Here is a 26878-nt window from a genome sequence, read left to right as displayed (position 1 = left end):
GAAACTTATGAACTTTGAGCGCTCATCGACTACAGGTCTCACCTCTACCCCAAATACTTCAAGCGATCGCATCTCTCGTCCATTACTTCATCTGCCCTCTACTCCTCAATCTGCGGCTTCTGGCACAACTAGCCTTCTATTTATCGATACAGGTGTCAATGACTATCAAAGTCTGCTAGCAGGAGTTCAGCCAAATACAGAGGTTCGTGTTTTAGATTCGAATCAAGATGCGATCGCTCAAATCACCCAGACGCTAATGGGGCGATCAAATATTTCTAGTTTGCACATTGTCTCTCACGCTGAAGCAGGGAGTTTGCAGCTAGGCTCAGATTGGGTTGATTTGCAGGATCTTGACCGAGATTCCACTCAGATACGATCGTGGGCAAGTGCCTTAACCGAGGATGCAGATATTCTTCTGTACGGTTGCAATGTAGCAGCGGGTAAAATCGGTCAAACCTTTGTGCAACAGTTGGCAAAATTAACCAGCGCGGATGTTGCTGCTTCTACTGACATTACTGGCAATGCAGCGCTAGGTGGAAACTGGAGTCTAGAAGCAACGACTGGAGAAATTGAGGCTCCTCTGGCATTTCAAGCAGCAGTGCTAAACAGTTACCTCGGCATCCTTCCTAGTAGCAGTGTCGTCATTAGCCAGGTTTATGGAGCAGGTGGCAACAGTGGGGCAACTTACAAAAATGACTTCATTGAGCTTTTTAACCGAGGCACAACCGCAGTTGATCTGACTGGTTGGACGGTACAGTATGCCGCTTCGATGGGTACTGCTTGGTCGAGTACGGTACTCTCTGGTTCAATCTCCCCAGGCAGCTACTATCTAATCAGCCAAATTTCTGAAGGTGCCAATGGATCTGCTTTGCCTTCACCGGACGCATCAGGTTCACTCGCTATGTCTTCCACAACTGGCAAAGTTGCGCTTGTCAACAACACGACAAGTCTCATAGGTGCTAATCCTACAGGAGCCAGCGTTGTCGATTTGGTCGGTTATGGTGCTGCGAATGGGTCTGAAGGGAGTCCTACTGGAGCTTTAAGTAATACGACTGCTGCAATCAGAAAGAGTGGCAACATTGATACAGACAATAACCTTAACGATTTTACGGTCAATACACCACGACCTCGCAATGCTAAATCAACTCCCGCGATTGGCTTGTCAGCAACGCCCTTGTCCTACAGTGAAAATGCTGGTTCAATCGCCATTAACAGCACTCTCACCCTCACCGACGCCGACTCCCCTAACTTCAACGGGGGCACGTTAACTGTCGACTTCACTAGTGGTGCTAATAGCAACGACATTCTACTCATTCGCAATGACCCAGCCGGGGCTGGACAAGTTAGTGCAGGCGTAGATTCTCCGGGTCGAAATTCTCTTAGAGTTGGAGTACAGACGATCGGAGCCTTTACCGGAGGAACCAATGGCACACCACTCGTCATTACCTTTAATGCCAATGCAACCCCAACGAACGTGCAAGCGTTAATGCGGAATATCACCTACAGTAATCTGTCAGATGCCCCAGTTGCGGGAGATCGCACAGTGCGTTTCCGGCTAATTGATGACACAGGAGCGATCGGTACAGCCAGTAAAACGGTTAGCCTCACCGCAGTCAATGATGCTCCAGTAATCGCGGCTCCTGGTGCATCCATCACCCTCTTCAATGGGACGAATAATACACCCAACTCTCAGGGATTTGTCTATCAGACTCTTCCCAATCTTCCCTTGGCTGCCGTTCAAAGCGGAAATACTTTGAATACGAGTGGCTTAATTCAAGATTATGTCGGCTACATTGCCAAACCTGAGTTGATGCCAAATCTCGATCGCACAACGGGTTATAGCCTCAAGTTTGCAGTTCAAGTTAATGCGGAAAACCACTCCGACCCTGGCGCTGAAAAAAATGGCGATGGTAATGCCGATCGAGCAGGTTTTAGTGTAACGGTTCTCGGCAACGACAAAAAAGGTATCGAACTGGGTTTCTGGGAGAACCGGATCTGGGCGCAGAATGATGGTACAGCTGAACCTCCGACTGGCACGCTTTTCACCCAAGGAGAGGGAGCAAACTTGGATACCAAAACCAAGTCGGTTAACTACGAAATTCGGGTTTTAGATAATACCTATCGTTTGTTCGCTGACGGGACTCAAATTCTTACAGGAACTCTGCGAGATTACAGCAGTTTCGTTGCTCCCGCGTTTCTCCCCAGTAACCCCTATCAAACGCCTAATTTCCTATTTTTGGGAGACAACACGCCTACCTCCAGTGCTAATTTCACGCTAGGTGCGGTTTCTGTCACAACAGGCTCAACAACGTCACTCACTGCCCAACAAGATACCGATTTTGTCGTTCCAGGGATAAGCCTCAATGATGTGGATGCTGGTAATAACATCATCACAGCCACACTGCAAGCCTTTGCTGGCAGTTTGAAAGTCAATTCTAATGTCTCTGGTGGTGTCACCTCTGTGAGTGGTAATGGAACAAGTTCTGTTGTTTTGAGTGGAACTATCAGCCAAATCAACACTACCCTCTCTAACGTAACTGGACTGATCTACCGAGGTAATTCAGGCTTTGTTGGCAACGATTCCATCGATGTTACCGTAAACGATGGTGGCTTTAGCGGCGCGGGTGGAAGTAAAACTGCGCTCAAAACGATCGTACTGAATGTTCAGGCACTACCGACGCTTAGCATCAACAATGTTAGCCAAGTTGAAGGTAACAGCGGCACCAAAACTTATGCTTTCACTGTTAACCTCTCTCAAGCTAGCCAAGAAACTGTGACGGTCAATTATGGAACGATCGACGGCAGCGCTAAGATCTCCAATAATGACTACCTTGCAGCTTCTGACATTCTCACCTTTAATGCGGGTGAAGTGAGCAAAACGATCGAGATTCAAGTCAATGGCGATACAAACTTTGAACTCGACGAAACCTTCCTCGTCAAACTCTCGAATGCCAGCAATGCCAGAATTATTGCTGGTGCGGACACTGGAATTGGAACAGTTGTGGACGATGACAAGTCAGGCTGGACGATCGCCGAAACCGCAGACTTTGATAAAGATGGCAAGGTAGACGTTTTGTGGCGCAATATCAGCACCGGAGGTACCGCAATTTGGAAGATGAATGGCACGACCTTTGAGACATCGATTCCTCTAGCGGTAGCTGACCCAAACTGGCGCATCGAGAGCGTGGCAGACTTCGATAAGAATGGCTATCTAGACCTGCTCTGGCGGAACACCAGCACTGGAACAACGGCGATTTGGACGATGAATGGCTTCACCGTGACAGGATCTGTTGCTCTACCTGCGGCACCTATCGACTGGAGTATTGAGGGTGTGGCAGACTTCGATCGAGATGGCTTTGTCGATATTCTCTGGCACAACACCAACACGGGCGGCAATGCCATCTGGAAAATGAACGGCACCAGTGTAGCGACCTCGATTGCGCTTTCTGCCACAACTCTGTCTTGGCAAATCAAGGGCATCGCTGATTTCGACAACGATGGCTTTGTGGATATTCTGTGGCACAACAACGCAACAGGCGGCAACGCATTCTGGAAGATGAACGGCATGAGTGTCAGTACCTCCGTTGCCTTATCAGCGACTCCAGCGGAATGGCAAATTGCGGGTGTGGCAGACTTTGACAACGATGGCTTTACCGATATTCTCTGGCGCAATAGCAGCACAGGCGGTACGGCGATTTGGAAGATGAATGGCACAAGCGCTCCCACGTCCACAGCACTGTCATTTGCTGACTTAGATTGGCAGGTGGAGGATCTCAGTGACTTAGACGGCGATGGCTTTGTGGATATTGTGTGGCGCAATTACAGCACGGGTGGGAATGCGCTGTGGAAGATGAATGGCACGACGGTGACCACCTCGATCGCATTACGCGCTGCGTAGCATTAATCCGCTTGAATTACTATTTTCTGAGAGGCAGACTCTAGGTCTGCCTTTTTTGTTTTAACTTTTTTGTTCTAAAGATACGTTTGAATAAGGGTGGGCATAACGCAGATTCCGCAGAAATACTGCCTCTTCCTCAGTAATATTGCTGCCCTCGCCAAATCACCACTGTCAGCTTCCGTGTTTTCCGTGGCTGAAAATCTTCTGAGAAAGCCTAATCTATGGGACAGATCAGGGAAGATCATAAAAGCTCGAAATTAAACAGACGAAATTCAAGAAAAAGACGATCGAAGCACCTTTCTCAGCATCGCTCTCTATAAATTTTCGTCAACAGTCCGACAACTTGAAGGTGGTATCAGTGCTGAGGAATGGATTTTACAACGTAGCCGCTGGGGTCGTCCGGATGGGAATGGCGCTACTCACCATTCCTCTGCTCATCCATTTCATCGGAATTGAAGAGTATGGATTGTGGGCACTCGTTTCCGCGGTTGTAGGTCTTGTAGCTCTAGCAGAAGCCGGACTTTCAACAGCAACTACTGTCTTTGTCTCACAGGATTTGGGCAGAGACGATCGAGCGGGTCTCTCCCAAACATTGACGGTCACCCTTGGAGCAATGCTTATTCTGGCAACCTTGACGGCGATCTCACTTTGGTTTAACGCAGATGCGATCGTAAATTGGTTTCCTAAGCTAGCTCAACCGCAGCAAATAGCTGCAATTCGATCGTTGCAAATAGGTGGATTTGTAGTTTGGGCAAGGTTGCTACAACAAGTGTTAATTGGAGTAGAGCAAGCCTATCAGCGCTATGGATTACTCAATCTTCTCAATACCGCACAGTGGACACTGATGAGTCTAGGATTGGGTGTGATCGCTTGGCAAGGAGGTCATGTTGTTGCCTTGATGCAGTGGCAAGCAATCGTGAGTAGTGCATCACTGGTTAGTCATGCTTGGGTGGTGCGATCTCTGATTCAACCCGCAAATCTGTGCCTAAGTTGGAACTCCACGAAAGGATCTCTAGTGGTGCGGTATAGCCTGATGACCTGGTTGACGTCCTTAGGAGGGGCGCTTTTTGCGCGGGGCGATCGCTTAATTGTTGGGTCTTTACTGGGTTCTCAGGTACTCGGAGTGTACGCCGCAATCACTGATATTACAGGAACGATCAATGGACTGTCTGCGCTACCGGTGCAGCCACTCCTTCCAACTTTGAGCCAGCTGATTGTTCAAAAAGACGCCAATCGAGTAGAGCTTCAGCGACGAGTTAAACAAGCCCTTGAAATTAACGGGTTCATTGCCTTAGGACTGGGTGCAGCCTTATTTATGCTAGCTCCACTGATTATGCAACTTATGGTTGCTAGCTGCACTAGCAACGAAAATATTTTAGCGTTTCGTCTTGCAACAATAATTTATTCTTTTTACTCGGTGAATGCGGTTGGATACTACGTTCTATTTAGCGTAGATGGCTTAAAACAAAGCATGGCTATACATCTAATCAGCGGTGTATTGGCTTTATTACTAATCTTGATTGGCTCTCATTTTTTTGGCTTGATGGGAGCTATGTTAGGCAACAGCGGTTATCTTGGCGTTTGGCTATTAACGATCGAGGCGATGAAGTGTTTAAACATTGCTGCAAGACAGTGGCTAAAGTGGTTGAGATTTCCATTGATATGGTTTCTAGGAACCACAATTATTGGGTTTCTTTTTGCAAATCAGATGCAATTTTTATTCTGCATAACTCTTTTACAAACTGGCATTCTGCTTAAGTGGTTTATTGATTCTCAACCTCAAAGTATCCGTTCTCTCTGGCATCAGTTTAACGTCAATAGGAGTTAGTGTAATGACAACGAATCTGCACCTAGTGAAACCCCTAAAACGATATTTGCGTCAAACTTGGCTTTATCCAGCAAAGGTCTGGATAGAGCGTCATCGTCCTTCAGGAGTTCGTCAGCATCAGAAGCTCCTGACATTCTATTCTCAGTTTCTCCATCCAGGAGATTTGTGTTTTGATGTTGGCGCAAACGTTGGCAACAGAACTGAGATATTCGTTGAACTAGGAGCGAAAGTTATTTGTCTCGAACCCCAAGAAAACTGCTGGAAACGCCTTTATCAGCGGTTTGGAGATACCAAGACGGTCACGATCGTTGAAACGGCGATCGGTGATTACGAAGGATTTGCAGAACTCTCCATTTGCGAAGATGCCAATACGATTTCTACCTTATCTAGTAAATGGAAAACAAGCGGCAGATTTTCTGATAGTTTTGAGTGGACTAAAACTCAATCTGTACCAATTACAACCCTAGATAATTTAATCGAACGTTACGGATGTCCAAAGTTTTGCAAAATTGATGTAGAAGGTTTCGAGGTCTTTGTGTTGCGAGGGTTAACACAGCCAATTCCTTTTTTATCGTTTGAGTTTAACGTTGAGCTTCTTCATGAAGTAGAAGCATGTATTCAACATCTTCAAACGATTACTCAAGTAGAATTCAATTACTCAATTAGCGAATCAATGGAGTTGGTTTTTCCAAGCTGGGTGAGCGCTAATCATTTAATTGATAGCTTGAATCACACAAAGGACAAGCTGTTGTGGGGCGACATCTACGCCAAACTCATTTAACAATCAGGTCAGTATTCACTAATTGATGTCAATCTAATGATTAAATGGAAAGATTTTGTTACGCCTGAAATACTGTTTTTGCTAGGGACACTTCAGGCATTGTCTCCCTATGTTCTTTGGTATTTTTTAGGTTCAAACGCGAGTTACCACTACGAAATCACCTACTTGCCTGTCCTCATCTGGTCAATTGGGTATATCTTTTTCTGGCTGGGTACTAAAGTCATTAAGATTAATCAGCCTGTCCAACCAAAATCATTAATTAAACTAAGTCTAGGCAGCATCAAACTTGCGATATTAAGCACGATCGCATTAGTTGTTGTTCAAGTAGTGCAAGCAGTCAGGTTATATGGAATTCTTCCCATTTACGGCTATATTACTGGAAGTGCTAACGTACTTGATATTAATCAGCTCCAGCGCGAATCAGGGTTTGGTCAACTAGGATCTTTAACTGCCTCTCTGTTTTTTCTAAACGGCATATTACTGATTTTCTTTATCAAGGGGTTTGAAGCTAAAAATAGACCAAAGTTGTTTTTCTTCTTTGCGTCCTGTATTGAAATATTGGGTACTTTGGTCGCCGGTAAACGTCAAGGATTACTCATTTTTATAACGTTTCTTCTATGCGGTCTATCAATTCAGTTTGACAATCCACTAAAACCAATTCTGAAGTTTTTTGCACTGCCAAGCAATAGAGTTGTTCGAGCTGTCATTTATTCATCGGTTGTCGGGGCGCTTGTTCTTTTCATCGGGTTTCTCAGTTCCCTTAGAACGGGGGTAGGTTCAGAAGTATCAGGAATTGATGAGATCCTCAACTATTTGCAGTATCCACTCATTAACTTAGAAGCTCAGTGCGAGGAGATCGGTCTTGGTCCTTACAAATACAATCTTCTTTACCCCTTATTGACGCTATTACCCTTCAAAGCATATGAAACGATTGCTCCACCTTTAAACGAACTACCGTTTAGACCCGAACCTACAATTGGAGCAGGATTTTACGGCAGTATTCATTGGGGAATGGGTCTTGTAGGCATTGTGTTCTATGCCTTTATGTTTGGCTTAATTTCTAAATTCTTCTATAAAAAGTCATCAACAAGTTTGTTTCATTTGTTGGTTTACTGTCAGATTTCTTGGACTCTTTTATCAGCGCACACCTATAACCATTTCTTTACGCTCATTTTTCTACCGACTCCCACTATTTTATTTTTCATTTTTTGCCTTCTTTTCAATCGCACTAATAGTTATGAGGAGACTGCTAGTCATGAAACTAATCAAAGCCTACCTGTCAAGTAATAAGGTTTGGAATTTTAATCTAGTGGAGAGAGACGCTTGGGTTGCTCAGCAAGCCTTGCTCATTCCGAAGCAAAGCTCTGTTCTTGATGTCGGCGCGGGTTCTTGTCCCTACCGCCGCTACTTTTCCCACTGCCAATACAAGACCCAAGACTTTGCTAGCCTCTCACCTGATCAGCTAAGGGGACATGAGGGATATGGCACGATCGATTACCTTTGTGATGCCACAGCAATTCCAGTTTCTGAAGCAAGTTTTGATGCGGTTCTATGTACTGAAGTTTTAGAACATGTACCCGAACCTATCAAAGTAGTTCACGAGTTATCTCGAGTTCTTAAACCCGGTGGAACGTTATTGCTAACTGCTCCGCTTGGATCTGGAATTCACCAAGAACCTTATCATTTCTATGGGGGCTATACGCTATTTTGGTATCAAAAGTTTCTCGCTGAAGCGGGTTTCTCAGATATTTCTGTGCAGCCGAACGGAGGTTTTTTTAAACATTATGGTCAAGAGAGTATTCGCTTTATTCGCATGACAAACCCGAGCAGCTTAAAAACTAATGCTGCTTTACGTTTGCTCTGGATACCGATTTGGGTCATGCTTCTTCCTTTACTGGCTTTGGTCTTTCCAGTGTTCTGTCATCTTCTGGATCGGTTTGACCAAGAAAGGGGATTTACGATCGGCTATCACGTTGTTGCGACCAAAAAAATTGCTTAGTAACTCTATGAAAGTGTTATGTGTTTTTGGTAAGCATCAGTACGGCGATCCTGCCCGTGGCATAGGAACTGAATACGCAGCATTTATGCCTGCACTTCAAAGACTTGAACATGAAGTGATCCACTTTGATTCTTGGGATAAGTCTCGATTTGCTGACTATGCTGAGCTCAATCAAGCACTTCTTAATGCGGTGGAACAAGCGCGACCGGATGTCATGCTAACCATTCAGAGAGATTATGAGATTTGGTTAGAAACTTTGCAACTGATTCAAGCCCGGAAAGATGTTGCAACCATTTCTTGGACAACGGATGATTCTTGGAAATACCAGGAAGTGTCTCGGTTTATTGGTAAGGCTTACCACGCCATGACTACCACGTATGCAGACTGTATTGAGAAATATCATCACGATGGAATTACCAATGTTTTGCTGACTCAATGGGCAGCAAATTCAGAACTGCTGCGAACCCCTTTGTCTGCTTCAAACTGTCGATACTCGGTTTCGTTTGTTGGCGCAGCACATGGCGATCGTAAACAGCGAATTGCAGAACTTCAATCATACGGAATTGACGTGACTTGCTTTGGTCATGGTTGGTCTGCCGGATCAGTAGCCGCCGAAGAAATTCCGCGCATTGTACGAGACTCGGTCATTAGCTTGAACTTCAGCAATGCCTACAAAGGCGCAAATCAAGTCAAGGCTAGAACGTTTGAGGTTCCGGGTGCAGGTGGGTTTTTGCTCACAGAAACTGCGATCGGATTAGAACGTGCCTACTGCGCTGATGAAGAGATTGCAGTCTTTGCTGATCAAGAAGAGTTAGTCACAAAAATTAAGCACTTTTTGGCGCATCCAATAGAACGAGATGCGATCGCGCAAGCCGGTTTTCTGAGAACTCACGGTGAACATACGTACGATTTGCGTATGAAAGAGCTATTAGACTTTGCAGTGCGAGCTCGCGATCATTGGCTCGATAGTCATTCTCAAACCAGCCATTCTCAAACACGTCAAACTTCGTTTGAGTCTGCCTTAGAGAGTTATTGCTTAACAGTACCTCTCAAGCTAATGCGGCGGCTGTTAGTTTCTGTCTGTCAATTGTTTCTGGGTCAACAACAAGGAATTCGAGCCGCACGAAGACTTGTTTTTGAGGTTAGTTGGCGATTGTTTGGGTACAAAACCTTTACCGCTTCAGGATTACCTGGGCGAATGTTTCCTTATCAGTAATCACAGACGATGACGCATCCTAAGCTAAGCATTGGTATTTCCTTCAAAAATCCTGGTCGCTATTTCGAGCTTGCACTTCAATCTATCTTTGCCCAAACGTTTACAGACTGGGAACTGATTCTCATCGATGATGGCTCCACAGACGACTCCCTGACCCTTGCTCAACAGTTAAACGATCAACGAGTTCGGGTTTACTGCGATGGAGAATCTAGAGGCTTAAATGTCCGTCTCAATCAACTCGTCAAGCTGGCAAATGCTCCCTATTTTTTGCGCATGGATGCCGATGATATTATGCATCCTCAGCGTCTGGAAAAGCAGTACCAGCAATTGATTCAACATGATGACAATACGGTGATTGGCTCTGCTGCTTATTCCATCGACGCTGAGTCTCAGGTCGTTGGTTTGCGCTCAACTCACACGCAGCAGCATTCAGGATTTAACGCTCGACATAGCTTCATCCATCCCACGGTTGCGGCTTCAACAGAGTGGTTTCGACAAAATCCCTATAGTGAACATTTTATCTTTCAACGAACGCAAGACGCCGAACTTTGGTGTCGAACCACGAACACTACCAAATTTGTAAATCTGCCAGAGCCATTGCTCTATTACCGAGAAAGCGGAACCTTCTCATTTACAAACTACTTGGGTACTTCTCTAGGCTTGCTACATCTAATTTGTACTCACTACACTCGTCCCCGTTACGGATTTTTTTATCTCTTCTTTCGCGAACTTATAAAGCTGTCAGTCATGAGTATTTTTGATTGTCTAAATCTCGCTGATTATTTGATATCTAGACGCTATCAATCTGTAAAATTAACTATGTCGAATTCTGCTGTTTTAGCATTAAAAAATGTGCAATGTCAGCCATTACCTTTGGAATAACCTGCAATGGTTGAAGTCATTCATAGTATTCATTTTCCAGTAAGTGCTCGATCGTTTATCTCACCTGTTGTCGAGTATTTAAACGAAGCAGGAATTAAAACTGAACTCTGGGTTGAAAATCAACTAAAGCACCAGGCAGTGATTGAACAACTGGATGTTCCTAAACAGTTAATTGATAGTGATCTAGTCCTCAACCCACTGGCATTCCTTCAAAGACTTTCTAACTTTCGTCGCCATCTCAGAACGGCAAGACCTAAGATCCTCCATACTCATCAGAGTCGTGCTTCACTGATTCCACTTCTAGCCGCTTATCTAGAACGAGTTCCCGTGAGAATTTATCAGAATCATGGGTTGCCCTACTTAGGATATCGAGGAACGCTGCGATGGTCACTGCGGTTGCTAGAAGCAATCAACCTCCGATTAGCAACTCATGTGCTTTTGGTCAGCCACTCTAATTTACAAGAGGCGCGAGCTGATGGTCTTTTAGACGCAAATCAAGGTGCAGTCATGGCACATGGCTCGATTGCAGGAATTGATCTGCTGCAATTCGATACCAAGTCTTTAGATGTAGCCCAGGCAAAACAGCACTTGGGTGTGGCTGACGCTCCATTTGTCTTGGCTTATGTTGGTCGCCCAGTTCGGCGTAAAGGGTTTCATTTGTTGCTGCAAGCCTGGGAACGATCGGGATTAGGGGACGCCAACAATGTGCTTTTAGTAGCAGGTTGTACAGCAGATGAATGTGATCAGGCTTTGGGGCATAAGGTTGCAGGCGTGAAGGGTTTGGGCTATTTGACCGACCTGCATCAAGTTTATACTGCCTGCGATGTCGTCACGTTACCGAGTGAACATGAGGGGTTTCCCTACTCACTTTTAGAAGGAGCCGCTGCTGCAAAGGCTTTGATTGGGACAGATATTCCAGGAGTTCGTTGTGCCATTCAAGCTGGGCAAACGGGCTTGTTAGTTCCTGCGAAAGATGAAGTGGCGCTAGCTGAAGCGATTGAAAAGTTAGCGTTTGATCCGGCATTGCGATCGCGCCTCGGTCAAAATGCAAGACAGCGTGTGGAGCAGCAGTTTTCAAGGGAGCTGGTTTTAAAGGAACTACTGACGTTTTATCAGACGCAATTAGACTGTTTTGTGCAGGACGATGGACTTATTAGACGTTTTGCGTGATAAGTGAGATTAAAGTTGAGTACTCCCGTTCCTTCTCAGTTGCTTGCTTAGGCAGTTCTGCTCTCATAACGCAGGTTCACAAGCCCCGCCACAATCCTGATTTTGCGATTGTAGCTCTGATTGTTTGTACCACGTCGATTTCGATAAGTTTGCGATAGGACTTGAAATTGTTTCAGGTGCGCCAGGGTAGGCTCCACCACAATCCGTCGCTTTGCTTTTTTGCGATTCTGCCGCTTTTGGGATGGGGTGAGTTCCTGTTTCGGGGGCTTCTTCTTGGGAATCACCACCGCATGGTCTGGATAGTCGGTTTCAACCCCCTGATAGCCCAAGTCCACTCGCTTTGTGACTTGTTTCGGCAGGCGTTCCATGACACGACTGCGCTTGAGCAAGCGATTGTCATGCACTCGCCCACCCGGAACCGACTCACTCACCCACAGCACCTGTCCACTCTTCGTCACAACGATCTGAGTTTTGAGCGTATGTCGTTTGCGCTTCTTTGAGTAGTACGGCTTTTGTCGCTTTTGTCCACGTGGCCGTTGAATGCTCTGTTCCCTAGCATCAATCACGACTTCGGTTAGCTCAGGATACGCCTGCTGAAATTCCTGCCAGTTCCGAATCCGTCGGTTTAGGGGAGTGGGTGGTTGCGGTCTTAAATGCTCTGCCAATACTGGCTCTAAACGATGCACTAGGCGATTCAGATTCGACACATGGACCCCAAATATCCAACTCAATAGTTCTATACGTCACGTCCAGTCGATAGTACATCAATGGCACCAGCAACTTGTCTTTGAAGGTTTCTAGCTTATACTGTCCGCCGCCACCCACGACTCGTTGCCGAGTTCGACTGATCAGGCGGGTTCGCTCGGACGCTTTCCACCACCGCTCGACCGCCTCAGCGAGTTGGTTAAACTCCTCGACCGTTAGTCCGGTGAACCGTTGAAACTTGCCTGGCGTCTTGACGAGTTTGGCGTAGGTGAGCATAGCAGGACAACATCATGATTCTTCCATTCAACCCCAAATCTTCCTATCACGCAAAAGGTCTAATAATCCGGTAAACTTCATTAATGGCAACTTGTCTCATCTCGAGAACTACATCCAAGACTTACTGCATCTAATCTACTTGTACCAGCAACAGCCCTGTCTCCCAGCAGGCAAAATTGAAGCGGAGATTGATATTATTGACCTAGATTTTGTCGTAGACGATTTGCTCAAAGTTCTGGCATCCATGCGAGTTTGAGCGGAGCGGATTCGGGAGATTGTGCGATCGCTCCGCACGTTTTCTCGCTTGGATGAGGCAGAACTAAAGAGCATTGACCTGCATGACAGTATCGACAGCACGTTGATGATATTGCAGCATCGCCTCAACACCGCGTCAAGTGGTGGCACTATTGAGGTAATTAAGCATTACGGTGAGCTACCGTTGATTGAGTGTTATGCGAGTTTGCTCAATCAAGTCCTCATGAACCTTTTAGTAAATGCCATTGATGCGCTAGAAAGTTGCTAAATTGCACGGGATCGTAGCTCTCTTTCAAAGACGATCAGCCTCCGCACCAAATTGTTAAATGCTCAGACTGTGCTAATTCAAGTTGCAGACAATGGTTCAGGGATGACTGAGCAAGTGAAAGCTAAACTATTTGACCCATTTTTCACAACAAAAGAAGTGGATCAGGGAACAGGGCTAGGGTTATCGGTCAGTCACAATATTACGAAGAAACACAAGGGAGAGATTAAGTGTTTTTCAAAGCCCGGACAGGGAGACGAGTTTCAAATCAAACTTTCCGTCTCTCAATTATTAGAGTAATTCTTAGTCAGCCTATCTAGATTAGCAATAATTGCCGTTTTTTAGAACGCTGTTCTAGGGATTAGGACGCGATTGGCTCCCGCCAAACTCCAAAGGATCGCGCCGTAAAACCTTAGCACTCCAAATCATTCTTACCTCGAAACCTGAAAATGCGGGTATAAGGAGAAAGCTAGAATTCTAGTTGTATAAAAATGACAGATTTTGGTCTAATGACCCTCGTACAATCCGCAAAGCAAATTCCTATTCAGCAAGTAGTGCCTAACGCCAGCCATAGCCAACTCAGGGTTTCTTCAGCGAAGTCTCAAAAAATTGCTCAAAGCCGTCCAACGGCAGCGACATCTCGCCAAAATTCGGCAATTGCCCTTCCAGAAAGTCTTGCTCAACCAGAGTTTAGCCCTTCGAGTAGCTCAGAGACAGAAGTATCAGATGAAGCACAGGTTACTTCAGTATCGCAACTTTCAGATGTGCGCCCGACCGACTGGGCATTTCAGGCGTTGCAGTCGCTCGTTGAGCGCTATGGCTGCATTGCTGGATATCCAGACCGCACTTACTCTGGCAACCGTGTCCTCACTCGATACGAGTTTGCAGCTGGATTAAACGCTTGCTCCGATCGGATCAATGAATTGATTGCTGGCTCAAGCACAGATCTGGTTAGCCGAGAAGATCTCGCCACCCTTGGGCAACTACAGAAAGAATTTGCGGCTGAAGTTGACACGTTGCGGGGCCGAGTCGATGCGTTTGACACCAAAGCTGCAACATTAGAAAAACAGCAGTTCTCAACCACAACTCGACTGGTCGGACAAGCGATCGTATCTATTCAAGGCAGCAACAGCGTCGATGTTGATCTCTTTCCACGAGATGGTGTGCCAGAGCGCAAGGGTAAACTTGAACCGACGCTCACCAATAATGTTCAGATTTCTTTGGCAACTTCCTTTAAGGGGGACGACTTACTTTTAACCGGGCTGCAAACTGGCAACTTGCGATCGTCGGCTCCGACTGTATTTACCAACATGGGACGCCTCGCCTACGAATCTGAGCTAAACAATCAACTTGTCCTCAGCGACTTATCTTACCGCTTTCCCATCAGTTCTAAGTTTGGGGTGATTGTTGGAGCGGCAGGGGTGAATGCGAGCAACACGTTTCGCGGCATTAATCCTCTAGAGAGCGAAGGCGAAGGCGCACTTTCGTTGCTAGGACAACGCAACCCGATCATCACGTTGGGCAACGGGACAGGGGGCGCAGGGTTTGATTGGCAGATCAGCGATCGCGTGAGTCTACAAGCGGTCTACAGCGCTGAGTTACCGAGCTTTACGGGCGATCAAAACATCGGCGGATTATTTGGCGGACGCTATACGATCGGCACTCAGTTGTCTCTCGCTCCCACTAATACGATCAATCTCGGCCTCCACTATCTTTTCTCTCATGCGCCTGACGGCATTATTGGAACCGGAATCGGAGATGCTCAACTTCTGTCTCCCTTTGCACCCACGAATTCTGGCTTTAATACTCATGCGATCGGGACTACTGCCGCTTGGCGGATCAATCCTGGTTTGACGATTGGCGGCTGGGGCGGCTGGACGACTTCGACGGCAACCGATATTTCTGGCTCAGTGCAGACCACGAACTGGATGCTCTTTTCTGCCTTTCCAGATCTGTTTGTCCGTGGAAATCTCGGTGGCGTTTTGTTTGGGCAACCGCCTAAAATTACATCTAGCAGCTTACCAACGGGATACAACTTTCCCCGGTTTAGTCAGGGTGGGGAAAAGGGCGGGCAGCCCGATAGTGCTTATCATTTAGAAGTGTTCTACCGAGCCAGATTGAATTCGTTTATTGATCTGACACCGGGCTTGCTTGTAGTGTTTAATCCAAATCACAATCGCGATAATGATACGTTGGTCATTGGAGCAGTACGCGCAACGTTTAGGTTTTAGAAGAACGGTCTACCGGGTGCTGAAACTCATCTATTCGCTATAGCTAATTATTCTAAGTTGTCATATGTTGTCGAATCGTTTGCATTCTTTCATACTGGCTAGTAGTCTGATAGCGCTGGCTCCTGCGGCGTTTGCTTCAGAGGTGCGCCCGGAGCTAATCGCGCAAGTTACCATCAACAGTTCAGGAGTGGTCAACGGTACAATCGCGCCGCCCAACATCAATCCGAATTTTAATCAAGGCACAACACGGGTCGATACCGATAGTCAAGGACGCTATTTTCGTAATGGTGTTTTAGTGTATTCCGCTCAAGATTTCAATCCTAATCTTGTTCAGGTTGACAGTAGTGGTCGCTACTTTGTAGATTTTCGTGGCATTCCTGTTGTCTCAGTTGGTGGCGCATTAGTTTCTCCAGCATTATCAAATGGAGAATTATTATTGGTTAAACGGTTTAACAATCGGGAAAATGTCCGGTTTTATGGCACGATTCAAGATGAATTTGTGGTCTTGGGCAAGTACACCGGAATCGCAACTGATCCAAACACAGGAACTCAGTACCAAGGCACATTTGACGTTCGGGGACAAGGACCGCGCTACAGCGATCGCAACGGCGGCTCTAGTCCAACTGTGTTTGACTTTCGATCGCACTATAACACCAGAGCAAATCCATCGATTCCAGCACAGCCAACGGTGTTTTCCTACACAGTGACTAACATGCCCGTTCGGCTGTCCATTACCGTCCCGGCAGGGCTGACTCCGATTAGTCCAACGTCGCCAAGTCCGACCCCCATTAGTCCAACGTCGCCAACCCCCATTAGTCCAACGTTGCCAGGTTCGACCCCGCTTAGTCCACCCTCTAACGGGACACCCCAACCTAGCGTCAATCCTGCTAATTCGGACGCGAGTGTGCTGCGATCGCTGGGAGCCGCTCCGTTTTTTGAGGTCAACCGTGTTGTTTTAGAATCAGCGCGAACTCCTGCTCAATCGATCGGGCCTCGAAGCCGCGTTTTATTACGCTAAGACGATTAGAACAATGAATGCTAGAGAGATAACAGATTGGAAGGGGTGCATTCTACCAATTGATTTAACCCTTCTGCTAAAGAAGGAGGTGCGCCCAGTAAGCGGCGATGCATTCGCAAAATAATTTCTTCCGGCACAACCCGGCTTCGCTGTTGATTGCGCTCCAAACAAAGAGCGAGTGGCGCGTTTAGCCAAATTCCGGTGATGTGCGTAAATCCAGTTGTGCGAGCCAGCGCGATCGCGGCTCTACGTTGCTTTCTCACCGCATTCGTCGCGTCATAAATTGCAAACGAGGCTTGCCCACTAGACGTTTGTTCGACAGCGCGCTGAAACTGTTGGCGAACTTCTAACCAGACCTTGAGCCACGGTCCTTGAATGGCGTCATCGCCAAACAACTGAGCGCGAATCGCATCGGTTGAAATGAGTAGAGCATCGGGATGAGTGATGAGTAGCGATCTCGCAAAGGTCGATTTGCCGCTGCCAGGAAGCCCGATTAAAAAAATTAGGGACGACGCTTGAACGGACAGTCCTTCCTTCACAGCGTCATCCCTTGCACATTCCTTACCTGCGGTGTCTAAATCACAGTTCCGTCAGAAATTGTAGCGTTCTTCACCACAACTACAATGCCGCTGCGGATGATGAATCCCTCATCTTCGCGATTTGCTTCTTCGACCCGATCTTTATTGATGATTTGCACATTGCAGCCGATGCGAGCGTTTTTATCGACGATCGCACGACGAATGGTCGTATCTGCGCCAATGCCTAAGCTCACCTGCGAAGATTCGCAGTCTGCGCCTGACGCACGTTCGGCGTGACCTTCATAGAAGTCAGAACCCATGATCATTGAGTCTTCGATCGTTGTTCCCGCTTCAATGCGGCTTCTGACGCCCAACACTGAATGGTGAATTCGGCAATTCTTGAGGATGCAACCCTCGCCAATGATCGATTCGGTAATGTGGGAATCTAAGTACTTGCTGGGAGGCAAGAACCGATGACGCGTGTAGATCGGGGCGTGGTCGTCGTAGAAACTAAAGGGCGGAAGCGGCTGCTGGGTCAGGGCAAGATTGGCATCATAGAATGCTTCGATCGTTCCAATATCTTCCCAATAGTCGTTGAAGAGATAGGCTTGTAGATTGTGAGTTGCCGCCGACTGGGGAATGATTTCTTTACCAAAGTCAGTGCGATCGCTTTGCTGCTTCAGCAGATCAATCAAAACATCCTTGTTGAAGACATAGATTCCCATTGAAGCGATGTAAGGACTATGTTTTGCTTCTTCAGGAGATAATCCCAAAACCGTTGTATCGACCTGCATCGCTTTTAGCGCATCGCCTTTGGGCTTCTCACTAAAATCAACGACTCGTCCGGTCCCGTCGATTTTCATCAGTCCAAAGTCTGACGCTCGCTTCTCATCGATCGGCACAACCGACAGCGTGATATCTGCTCCGGTTTCCCGGTGGCGTTGAATAAAGTGGCGATAATCCATTCGGTATAGATGATCACCAGAGAGAATGAGGCACTGATCTACGTCCCATTCTTCTAGCAGCCAAATATATTGCCGGACTGCATCCGCCGTTCCTTGAAACCAGTTGGGGTTTTCGGGCGTTTGTTGTGCAGCTAACACTTCCACAAACCCGTCGTTGAATCCAGGGAAGCTAAACGCCCGCGCAATGTGACGGTTAAGGGAGGCAGAATTGAACTGAGTCAGAACGTAGATCTTAAAAATTTCTGAATTGATGCAATTACTGACTGGAATATCAATAAGGCGATATTTGCCTGCGAGTGGAACCGCAGGTTTTGCCCGTTGCTTTGTTAAAGGATACAGACGGGTCCCTGCACCGCCACCTAAAATAATCGATAAAACTCGTTTCACAACATAACCTCGCAGCTTCCACTTTGATTCCCATCAATAGTGTGTGTCTGGATGGTTTTATTTGCAAGAGGTTTGAGTCAGAAGATTGAGAGATTTGAGTCAGAAGATTGAAGGACAGGGATCAGAGCGGGCAGGCGCGAAGGTTCTGTGAGCCATCATTGATAATTTGTCGTTTATAGCCGTTATTTATAGTTGTTATATAAATGTCATACAGATCACATAGAACAGCATGATTTGTGAATCAAAGCGGTGATAATTTGATCAAATGATCAAACGATAGATGCTGTTTTGTGAGGACGATCGCTGTGACTCAAGAGGCTTTGCTAAGAACTCCGTTGTATGACGCTGCGATCGCGCTAAATGCCCGAATGGTCGGATTCTCCGGCTGGGAAATGCCCGTTCAGTTCGCAGGCATTGGGCAAGAACATCACGCCGTTCGCAAGGACGCAGGCATGTTTGACATTTCGCACATGGGCAAGTTCTCGTTGCAGGGCAAGGATGTGCTGACCCAAATTCAGCGGCTTGTGCCGTCAGATTTGAGCCGCTTGCAGCCCGGACAAGCGCAGTACACGGTTCTTCTCAATCCTCAAGGCGGCATCATTGACGATCTGATCTTTTACTATCAGGGGCTTGACCTATCGGATCAGCAGCGCTGGGTTGTCATTGTGAACGCTGCCACTACGCAGAAAGACAAAACCTGGATGCTAGAAAATTTAGATACGCGCCAACTCACGTTTCACGATCATTCTCTTGAAAAGGTATTAATTGCGCTGCAAGGGCCGAAAGCGATCGCGCATTTACAAGCCCTGACTCAAGATGATATTTCCTCGATTAAACCTTTTGGACATCTCGAAGCAACCGTTCTCGGAAACCCCGCTTTTATCGCTCGCACAGGCTACACCGGGGAAGATGGCTTTGAAGTAATGGTCGATCCGGCAGTTGGGGTAGAACTGTGGCGATCGCTGCTCAGCACCGGAGTTGTTCCTTGCGGATTAGGGTCGCGAGATACCCTACGCCTCGAAGCAGCGATGGCACTTTACGGACAAGACATCAACGATTCGATTAGCCCCTTAGAAGCAGGATTGGGCTGGTTAGTGCATCTTGATAGCAAAGGTGATTTTATCGGTCGATCGGCGTTAGAGCGACAGAAACAAGAGGGCGTCAAACGGCGGCTCGTCGGCTTGCAAATGCAGGGACGCAATATCGCCCGCCATGATTATTCTGTCCTGTTTGAGGGCAAAGAAGTAGGAATCGTCACGAGCGGAACCCTAGCGCCGACCGTTGGCAGCGCGATCGCGCTTGCCTACCTTCCCGTCGAACTCGCACAGCCCGGACAGCAAGTCGAAGTTAGCATTCGCGGCAAACTCTATCCTGCGATCGTGGTTAAACGTCCATTCTACCGAGCCAAGAAGTAGAATATATCTCGTCTTCATCCCGTCAGAAATCATCATGGCATTCGAGTATCCCGACCATTTGAAATATACCGACACTCACGAATACACTCAGCTTGAGGGTGACGTCGCGATCGTGGGCATTACGGCATTTGCGATCGATCAACTGGGCGATATTGTGTTTTTAGAAGTGCCAGATGTGGGCACAGAGGTGACAAAAGGCGAGAGCTTTGGCACGATCGAGTCGGTCAAAGCAGTCGAAGATCTCAAATCTCCTGTAACTGGAACGGTGGTTGAGGCTAATACCGAAATGGCAGACGCTCCAGAGAATTTAGCCAACGACCCGTACAGTGCAGGTTGGCTAATTAAGGTGAAGATCAGCGACCCCAGTGAGATTGAAAATTCACTATCGGCTGAGCAGTATCGCGGCTTAGTGGAGGGGAGTTGAGCAGAGCGACAGCAGATTTTGTACCATAGATAATAGATAGAGGAAGATAACGGATAGAGGATGCAACCGTTATGCCCGGTTTCGCATCCTTCGTTAAAGCACGAGAGTTAAATCACGAGTTCGATACACGGCATCTGTAGCGGTTCTTCGATATTGCTCGCAAGACTACACCACAACTTCATCCTTCCTTTACACCCGCTTACAGTCGTAGCGGGTTTATTGTTGCAAAATGTGAATAACAGCCTTTAAGATGAACCTTCCGATCGTGAACCCATTCGTTTGCGGTGAACGGTTCATTCCTCCTTCCGTCGGCATACTCTGTCTACCTTGGTTATTCCAGTCCACCTCATCCGTATCATCCTTTATGTCTGAGCCTGTCACTCAACTTCAATCCACGGCTGATTTGACCCATGGCGACACCGAGATCTCTGACACGCCGCCTTCCGGGAATGGCTCGAGTCATGCAAAGCCTATAGATCTGGCTTACCCGGATCGCTTTGTCGATCGCCATTTAGGACCGCGCCGAACTGAAATTGGTCACATGCTCGGCGTTTTGGGAATGAAGTCCATTGAAGATTTGGTTGCCAAAGCAGTTCCACAAGGAATACGGATGAAGCGTCCGCTTCAAATTGAGGCGGATCGGAGCGAGTATGAATTGCTGGCAGAATTGAAAGCGATCGCGCAGCAGAATCAGATTTTCCGCTCATTTATTGGCATGGGCTACTCCAATTGCATCACGCCTCCGGTCATCCAGCGCAATATTCTCGAAAACCCAGGTTGGTACACGCAATACACGCCCTATCAGCCCGAAATTGCTCAAGGTCGGCTAGAAGCGTTGCTCAACTTCCAAACGATGATCATCGATTTGACGGGGCTTGAGATCGCCAATGCTTCGCTTTTAGACGAAGGTACGGCAGCCGCAGAAGCGATGTCGATGAGCTATGGCTTGGTCAAAAATAAAGCGAATGCGTTTTGGGTGTCGCAAGCGTGCCATCCTCAAACCATTGACGTGATTCGGACTCGCGCTATTCCACTGGGCATTGACGTGATTGTTGGCGATCACCAAACGTTTGCGTTTAATACGCCGATCTTCGGTGCGTTGTTGCAATATCCTGCCACTGATGGCGTGATTTATGATTATGCTGAGTTCTGCGATCGCGCTCATCAAGCTGGCGCACTCGTCACCGTCGCTGCTGACCTGCTGAGTCTCACGTTACTCAAACCACCGGGCGAGTTTGGCGCAGATATTGCGATCGGAAACACGCAGCGATTCGGTGTTCCGCTCGGCTATGGCGGGCCTCATGCGGCTTACTTTGCCACGAAAGATGCTTACAAACGGCAAATTCCCGGACGGCTGGTGGGCGTTTCTAAAGATAGAAGTGGTCAGCCAGCGTTGCGATTAGCATTGCAAACTCGTGAACAACACATTCGACGTGACAAAGCGACTAGCAATATTTGTACGGCACAAGTTCTGTTAGCGGTGATTGCTGGAATGTATGCGGTCTATCATGGCGCAACTGGGCTTAAGCGTATTGCTGAACGTGTTTACTCTATGACCACGCTTTTAGCAGCAGGCTTACAGAAAGTAGGCTACACAATCAGCACAGAGCCGTACTTTGATACAGTTCAAGTCGAAGTTGGAAGTCGGGTGGACGAAATCATTCAAAAGGCGCTGGATCGTCGAATTAACCTTCGTAAACTGAGTGAGAATGCGCTTGCGATCGCGCTCGATGAGACCACTTCACAGCAGGATTTGACAGATTTGCTGTCGATTTTTGACGCCTCGTCAGAGCATCTTCACTGTCTCAGTGCCCAACCCAAAATTCCACATTCATTAGTTCGTACGTCTGCTTATCTCACCCATCCTGTTTTCAGCCAATATCATTCTGAAACCGAACTGCTGCGCTACATGTATCGCTTGCAGTCTAAAGATCTGTCGCTGACCTCTGCCATGATTCCCTTGGGATCTTGCACGATGAAATTGAATGCGACGGCAGAAATGATTCCGATTACGTGGCCAGAGTTCGGTCAAATTCATCCTTTTGCCCCCGTCGAACAAACCAAAGGCTACGGCATTCTGTTTCAGCAACTCGAAGGCTGGCTCTCTGAAATTACTGGATTTGCCGGAATTTCGCTTCAACCCAATGCTGGTTCTCAAGGAGAGTACGCCGGACTGCTCGTGATTCGGCAGTACCATCAAAGCCGGGGAGAAGGGCATCGCAATGTCTGTCTGATTCCTCAGTCGGCACATGGCACAAATCCCGCTAGCGCAGTGATGGCAGGCATGAAGGTGGTTGCGATCGCGTGTGACGATCAGGGCAATATCGATATCGCTGATCTCAACGCTAAAGCCGAACAGCACCGAGACAACCTATCGGCACTGATGGTTACGTATCCCTCAACTCATGGTGTTTTTGAGGAAGGCATCCAAAAAATTTGTGATATTGTTCACGCTAATGGTGGACAGGTCTACATGGACGGCGCAAACATGAATGCTCAAGTCGGTTTGTGTCGCCCCGGAGACTTTGGAGCCGATGTCTGCCATTTGAATTTACACAAAACCTTCTGCATTCCGCATGGTGGCGGCGGTCCGGGTATGGGGCCGATCGGTGTAATGTCTCACCTTATGCCATTTTTGCCCAAGCATTCGGTGATCGAGATTGGAGGCAAGCAGGGCATCGGTGCAGTTTCGGCGGCTCCGTGGGGCAGCGCCAGCATTCTGCCCATTTCGTGGATGTATATTGCGCTGATGGGCGGTGAAGGCTTAACTCAAGCGACAGAAGTTGCTATTCTCAACGCTAATTACATCGCGAAGCGATTGGAAGGACATTACTCGGTTCTCTATAAAGGCAAAAATGGCTTAGTTGCCCATGAATGTATTCTCGATTTACGAGAATTTAAAAAGAGTGCAGACATCGAAGTGGATGATATTGCAAAGCGCTTGATCGATTATGGATTCCATCCGCCTACGGTGTCATGGCCTGTGGCTGGAACGGTCATGGTGGAGCCAACCGAGAGTGAATCTCAGGCGGAGTTGGATCGATTCTGTGATGCGATGATTGCGATTCGGGAAGAGATTCGCGAGATTGAAACTGGAAAGAGCGATCGCACAAATAATTCCCTTAAAAATGCGCCTCACACCGTCGCCGATCTAACATCCGATTGGCAGCGCTCTTATTCTCGTGAAAAAGCCATCTTCCCGACCGCTTGGACTCGCGAGCATAAGTTCTATCCTGCTGTGGGACGAATTGATAATGCCTACGGCGATCGCAATCTCATCTGCTCATGTCTGCCTATGGAGGCGTACGAAAGTTAAACGAATGATTGGGTAACGGCCTTTAGAGGTGCTTTGACCTGTGAGCCAAAGCACCTTATTTTAATGAAGAATTTTAACGAAGGACTCTAAAACAGAAGGCTCTAAAACAGTTGCCAGTCTGGAGACTTGAGTTTCTTTAACTGCTCTAGTCGCACATTAAAGTAGCTCGCGTCTAAGCGACTGTAGTTGTGATGGATGGCATTGGTGAGGCTGATTGACCAGACCCAGATGTGCGCGATTTGCGTGAAGGCTGGCAGTGTAGCCCGTTCAAACTCTGCGATCGCGCTCACGCTTTCGTATCCTTTCAAAAAGGCTTCTCTCACACGTCGGCTAATGCCTGTACTAACCGCGACTTGACGAAATTTACCGATATCAAAGGCACGCCAACCATAACCGCATTGATCAAAGTCAAACAGCGTCACGGCATCATCTGAAGTGAAGTGTGCATTGCCACTATGAGGATCGCCCCAACACACGCTCCAGTACGGCGATTCTTTGGGAAAGTGTTGAAGCTGAGTCTTGAGAGTATCAATAGTCGATTCGAGATAATCGTAATCGTCAAATCGATGCTGTAGAAAGGGTGCGATCGAGTGCCAAGATTGATCCAACAAATGCTCTAACGTTAGTGCTGGACGCTGAGCGCCAGTCGAAAATTCTATCCCAGCCTGATGCACAGCCGCGAGGGTTTCCCCCAGTTTCGAGGCTTGAGCCAAGTTGAGGTCGCCTAACGGAATGCTTCCAGGAGCATAGATAAACAGCGACGCATAGCGTTTTCCCTCTGGCGCATCCAGTTCGAGAAAGAGCTGACCGCTTTTTGTGGGGAGCGGATATGAGATCGGAAGCTGACGCTGATGCAGATAGCTAAGTAGGTCTAGTTCAAATTGAATCTCGGATTTGCAGCGCCAGTGACAGTGAGAGACTTTTAAGATGTAGGGCTGCTTTGCTGTTTCGATTAAATAGACATCGCTTAAGCCGCGATGCCAAAACTGACAAGCGTTTACCTCTGGAATGTCGTAGCAAGACAGCACCCTAGACACCACAGCTTGGGGGGACAATGTGGAATAAAAGACTGGAAATAAGCCAACGGTCATGGACGTGTGACTCTTACAGGGTAACTGCCGTATCTTATACTCCTTTAGAACTCCCCCCATTTTGGTCAGATAGAATACAAAATAATTTGCAATTTCTAGCAACCGCACGGTTCCAAAGTATAACTGGGTAGAAACGGCGGCGAGTGGAGAAGCTATGAATGTGAAGCGGTGGATTGCACGGCGAGAGGTGGACTGGAAGCTGCTGGATGAGCTTTTAGGGCGAGTGGAGAGGCATGGACTGCGATCGCTCTCGACTGCCGAAATTAAGCAACTCGCAAGTCTCTACCGCTCGGTGTCGGGCGATCTGGCGCGGGCACGAACCTATCAAACGTTGGTGGGTAATACCATTGTGCAGAATTTGCAGCGGTTGACTTCTCGCGGCTATAGCCAGGTCTACCAGGGGGCGCGGCAGCAAGAATGGCAGGGCATTTCAGAGTTCTACCTTCGGGGATTTCCGGCGGTGGTACGGCAGACGATCGGCTATATTCTGCTGGCGACGGGGCTGTTTGTCGTCGGCGGATTGATCGGCTGGTGGCTATCGTGGCGTGATCCGGTGTTTATCTCGCTGTTTGTGCCCGAATCGATGATTCAAACGGTTCGAGATGACCACAAGCTGTGGATGGGATCGATCTTGGGAACGGAACCGTTGGCATCGAGCCAGATTATGACCAATAACATTAAGGTGTCTTTCAATGCGGTGGCGGGAGGGATGACGCTGGGAATTGGGACGGTGCTGCTGCTGTTCTTTAATGGCTTGATGATTGGTACGGTGGGGACACTTGTGGGTCAAAATGACTTGGCGTATCCGTTTTGGGCGTTTGTGTTTCCGCATGGAGCGCTGGAACTTCCGGCAATTTTTTTGGCGGGGGGAGCGGGGTTGCTGATTGCGCGGGGGATTTTGTTTCCGGGAAAGCTGCGGCGGGTGGATGCGCTGAAGTTTTATGGGGTGCAGGCGGCGCAGTTGGTGTTTGGAATTGTGCCGATGCTGATTATTGCGGGAACGATCGAGGGGTTTTTCTCGCCGAGTCCAATTTTTCCTGAACCGTTGAAGTATTTGGTGGGGCTGCTGCTGTTTTGTGGGCTGTTGGCGTATTTCAATTCGCATCTTCAAGGGAAGGATGGCGAAGGTCTTGGTGATTCGATGTGAAGGTGGATGTTCGCAGTCTCAATCCCTATTTGTAATGCAGCAATTCTCCTTTTAGCAGCGCAGTTCTGAGCTAACGCTAGATCAGTTCGGGTTTGGAGTGGAACGGTTGAGCTTTGACCTGCAATGATTTCGCAAAATACGGCAAGTGCGAGGTTCTGAGCTTGAAACATGGGGTTCTGAAGCTGAAGTGCGAGGTTCTGAAGCTGAAGTGCCGAGCTTTGAGGTTGGAACATGAGGTTCTGAGCTTGGAGTGTCGGGCTTAAAGCTTGAAAGGTGAGGTTCTGAAGCTGAAGTGCGAGATTCTGAAGCTGAAGCGTCGGGCTTAGAACTTGAAGTGTGGAGTTCTGAGCTTGAAGCGTAGCGTTTTGAGTGAGAGCGATCGCACTGTAAGTTCCAACGACGAAGTTTTGAGTGGGAGCAGTCGCATCTTCAAGCCGCAGCATCGGTTCTTGACTTGCAATTTTGCTATTTTTCTCTAAGTGAATCTCTCCATAACAATTGCTTGACATCCAGAGAGAAATACTTATACGCTAACAAACTAAGTTGTCCTGTCTAAATCAGACGGCAACCCTTCACCCAAAAATCTTGACGCCGCCCAAAGCTGTTACGAGCAGCGATGAGCGACTGTTCCACCAAGCTGATCTACCCAGCATGGAGGCTTAATGTGGGATTTTATCACTCCTTTAAGCCGCCTTGATTTGTGATGTTTGTGAAGTGGACAGATTTTTGGGTTTCTTCCCCTCTTCAATTAGGAGAAACCCCAAATGAATAACAGTTTGCAAGAGTTGCTCTCGACGGATGATGAAGTCGTCGGGGGCGAAAAGATTCGATTGCTAGCGATTGGCTCACGAGAAGGCGTGATTGAGGTGATTCACACGTTGCACGGGTTAGGGTTTGCGGAGGCTGGGGCATGGAGTCCGTTGTTGCCTGCGCCAGTTTCGGGAGAAGTGATGAGTATTCTGATGCGTCAACGACGACGATAGGAGGATGGAGTAGGTGTTTGGGTGGATTGCGGTGTTATGAAGATAGGCCGCGATCCTTCCCTGCGACGATACGCAAATTGGTGCAGCGATCGCAGTGCTTCGACGAGA

General features: G+C 47.7%; 24 protein-coding genes. 18 read left to right on the top strand and 6 right to left on the bottom strand.

The features are described from left to right. Window positions 1-7: 7 nt before the first annotated feature. From AC5JLB_RS20140 to AC5JLB_RS20105, 8 genes are all read left to right on the top strand, one after another. Window positions 8-3898 (top strand): DUF4347 domain-containing protein, encoded by a 3891-nt coding sequence (locus AC5JLB_RS20140; protein ID WP_495875602.1) that lies wholly within the window; start codon window positions 8-10, stop codon window positions 3896-3898. A gap of 358 nt (window positions 3899-4256) precedes the next feature. Further along, window positions 4257-5726, top strand: a complete 1470-nt coding sequence (locus tag AC5JLB_RS20135) for an oligosaccharide flippase family protein (protein WP_495875601.1) — start codon at window positions 4257-4259, stop codon at window positions 5724-5726. A 4-nt stretch (window positions 5727-5730) separates the two neighbouring features. Continuing rightward, window positions 5731-6507 (top strand): FkbM family methyltransferase, encoded by a 777-nt coding sequence (locus AC5JLB_RS20130; protein WP_495875600.1) that lies wholly within the window; start codon window positions 5731-5733, stop codon window positions 6505-6507. A gap of 36 nt (window positions 6508-6543) precedes the next feature. Then, on the top strand, window positions 6544-7794 hold the full coding sequence (locus AC5JLB_RS20125) for an O-antigen polymerase (protein WP_495875599.1): 1251 nt from the start codon (window positions 6544-6546) through the stop codon (window positions 7792-7794). After that, window positions 7763-8506, top strand: coding sequence for a class I SAM-dependent methyltransferase (locus tag AC5JLB_RS20120; RefSeq protein WP_495875598.1), 744 nt, complete (start codon window positions 7763-7765; stop codon window positions 8504-8506). Before AC5JLB_RS20125 ends, AC5JLB_RS20120 begins: the two co-directional genes overlap by 32 nt. Window positions 8507-8513: 7 nt before the next feature. Beyond that, entirely contained in the window at window positions 8514-9722 is a 1209-nt protein-coding gene (locus AC5JLB_RS20115) for a CgeB family protein (RefSeq protein ID WP_495875597.1), read from the top strand. Window positions 9723-9731: 9 nt separating this feature from the next. Further along, a complete protein-coding gene (locus AC5JLB_RS20110; protein WP_495875596.1) occupies window positions 9732-10604 on the top strand; it encodes a glycosyltransferase family 2 protein in 873 nt (290 codons plus the stop codon). 6 nt (window positions 10605-10610) lie between these two features. Continuing rightward, complete coding sequence (locus tag AC5JLB_RS20105) at window positions 10611-11774, top strand: glycosyltransferase family 4 protein (protein WP_495875595.1); 1164 nt, start codon at window positions 10611-10613, stop codon at window positions 11772-11774. 47 nt (window positions 11775-11821) lie between these two features. On the opposite strand, the gene AC5JLB_RS20100 is transcribed toward AC5JLB_RS20105, so the two are convergent. Beyond that, on the bottom strand, window positions 11822-12439 hold the full coding sequence (locus tag AC5JLB_RS20100) for a transposase family protein (protein ID WP_495875594.1): 618 nt from the start codon (window positions 12437-12439) through the stop codon (window positions 11822-11824). Further along, the gene (locus tag AC5JLB_RS20095) at window positions 12354-12755 is read right to left on the bottom strand and encodes a hypothetical protein (protein WP_495875593.1); all 402 of its coding nucleotides are present in this window, start codon (window positions 12753-12755) and stop codon (window positions 12354-12356) included. Before AC5JLB_RS20095 ends, AC5JLB_RS20100 begins: the two co-directional genes overlap by 86 nt. A 91-nt stretch (window positions 12756-12846) precedes the next feature. Here AC5JLB_RS20095 and AC5JLB_RS20090 point away from each other — a divergent pair, with 91 nt between their 5' ends. From AC5JLB_RS20090 to AC5JLB_RS20070, 5 genes are all read left to right on the top strand, one after another. Next, entirely contained in the window at window positions 12847-13011 is a 165-nt protein-coding gene (locus AC5JLB_RS20090; RefSeq protein ID WP_495875592.1) for a hypothetical protein, read from the top strand. A 21-nt stretch (window positions 13012-13032) separates the two neighbouring features. Beyond that, window positions 13033-13278 (top strand): hypothetical protein, encoded by a 246-nt coding sequence (locus tag AC5JLB_RS20085; RefSeq protein ID WP_495875591.1) that lies wholly within the window; start codon window positions 13033-13035, stop codon window positions 13276-13278. Further along, entirely contained in the window at window positions 13279-13575 is a 297-nt protein-coding gene (locus AC5JLB_RS20080; RefSeq protein ID WP_495875618.1) for a sensor histidine kinase, read from the top strand. Between the two features lie 209 nt (window positions 13576-13784). Continuing rightward, window positions 13785-15506, top strand: a complete 1722-nt coding sequence (locus AC5JLB_RS20075) for an iron uptake porin (protein ID WP_495875590.1) — start codon at window positions 13785-13787, stop codon at window positions 15504-15506. Between the two features lie 64 nt (window positions 15507-15570). Beyond that, the gene (locus tag AC5JLB_RS20070) at window positions 15571-16524 is read left to right on the top strand and encodes a hypothetical protein (RefSeq protein ID WP_495875589.1); all 954 of its coding nucleotides are present in this window, start codon (window positions 15571-15573) and stop codon (window positions 16522-16524) included. Between the two features lie 20 nt (window positions 16525-16544). Here AC5JLB_RS20070 and AC5JLB_RS20065 read toward each other — a convergent pair whose 3' ends face one another. Both AC5JLB_RS20065 and AC5JLB_RS20060 read right to left on the bottom strand, forming a co-directional pair. Beyond that, complete coding sequence (locus AC5JLB_RS20065; RefSeq protein ID WP_495875588.1) at window positions 16545-17063, bottom strand: AAA family ATPase; 519 nt, start codon at window positions 17061-17063, stop codon at window positions 16545-16547. Between the two features lie 35 nt (window positions 17064-17098). Then, the gene (locus AC5JLB_RS20060) at window positions 17099-18394 is read right to left on the bottom strand and encodes a glucose-1-phosphate adenylyltransferase (protein ID WP_495875587.1); all 1296 of its coding nucleotides are present in this window, start codon (window positions 18392-18394) and stop codon (window positions 17099-17101) included. A 305-nt stretch (window positions 18395-18699) separates the two neighbouring features. On the opposite strand from AC5JLB_RS20060, the gene gcvT reads away from it, so the two are divergent. From gcvT to gcvP, 3 genes are all read left to right on the top strand, one after another. Continuing rightward, complete coding sequence (gene gcvT / locus AC5JLB_RS20055; protein ID WP_495875586.1) at window positions 18700-19809, top strand: glycine cleavage system aminomethyltransferase GcvT; 1110 nt, start codon at window positions 18700-18702, stop codon at window positions 19807-19809. Window positions 19810-19843: 34 nt separating this feature from the next. Further along, window positions 19844-20233, top strand: coding sequence for a glycine cleavage system protein GcvH (gene gcvH, locus AC5JLB_RS20050; RefSeq protein ID WP_495875585.1), 390 nt, complete (start codon window positions 19844-19846; stop codon window positions 20231-20233). A gap of 364 nt (window positions 20234-20597) precedes the next feature. Then, window positions 20598-23549: an aminomethyl-transferring glycine dehydrogenase gene (gcvP, locus tag AC5JLB_RS20045; protein ID WP_495875584.1), complete on the top strand. Its 2952-nt coding sequence runs from the start codon at window positions 20598-20600 to the stop codon at window positions 23547-23549. Between the two features lie 101 nt (window positions 23550-23650). Here the strand turns inward: gcvP and AC5JLB_RS20040 are convergent, their stop codons facing one another. Continuing rightward, on the bottom strand, window positions 23651-24640 hold the full coding sequence (locus AC5JLB_RS20040; RefSeq protein WP_495875583.1) for a phosphotransferase: 990 nt from the start codon (window positions 24638-24640) through the stop codon (window positions 23651-23653). Between the two features lie 154 nt (window positions 24641-24794). On the opposite strand from AC5JLB_RS20040, the gene AC5JLB_RS20035 reads away from it, so the two are divergent. After that, entirely contained in the window at window positions 24795-25787 is a 993-nt protein-coding gene (locus AC5JLB_RS20035) for a stage II sporulation protein M (RefSeq protein ID WP_495875582.1), read from the top strand. Here the strand turns inward: AC5JLB_RS20035 and AC5JLB_RS20030 are convergent. Beyond that, window positions 25748-26296, bottom strand: coding sequence for a hypothetical protein (locus tag AC5JLB_RS20030; protein WP_495875581.1), 549 nt, complete (start codon window positions 26294-26296; stop codon window positions 25748-25750). The genes AC5JLB_RS20035 and AC5JLB_RS20030 overlap by 40 nt on opposite strands. Before the next feature lie 255 nt (window positions 26297-26551). On the opposite strand from AC5JLB_RS20030, the gene AC5JLB_RS20025 reads away from it, so the two are divergent. Beyond that, the gene (locus tag AC5JLB_RS20025) at window positions 26552-26770 is read left to right on the top strand and encodes a hypothetical protein (protein ID WP_495875580.1); all 219 of its coding nucleotides are present in this window, start codon (window positions 26552-26554) and stop codon (window positions 26768-26770) included. Window positions 26771-26878: the final 108 nt, after the last annotated feature.

This window comes from Myxacorys chilensis, from assembly GCF_059505265.1.
This window is presented reverse-complemented; position numbering and strand designations above follow the sequence as displayed.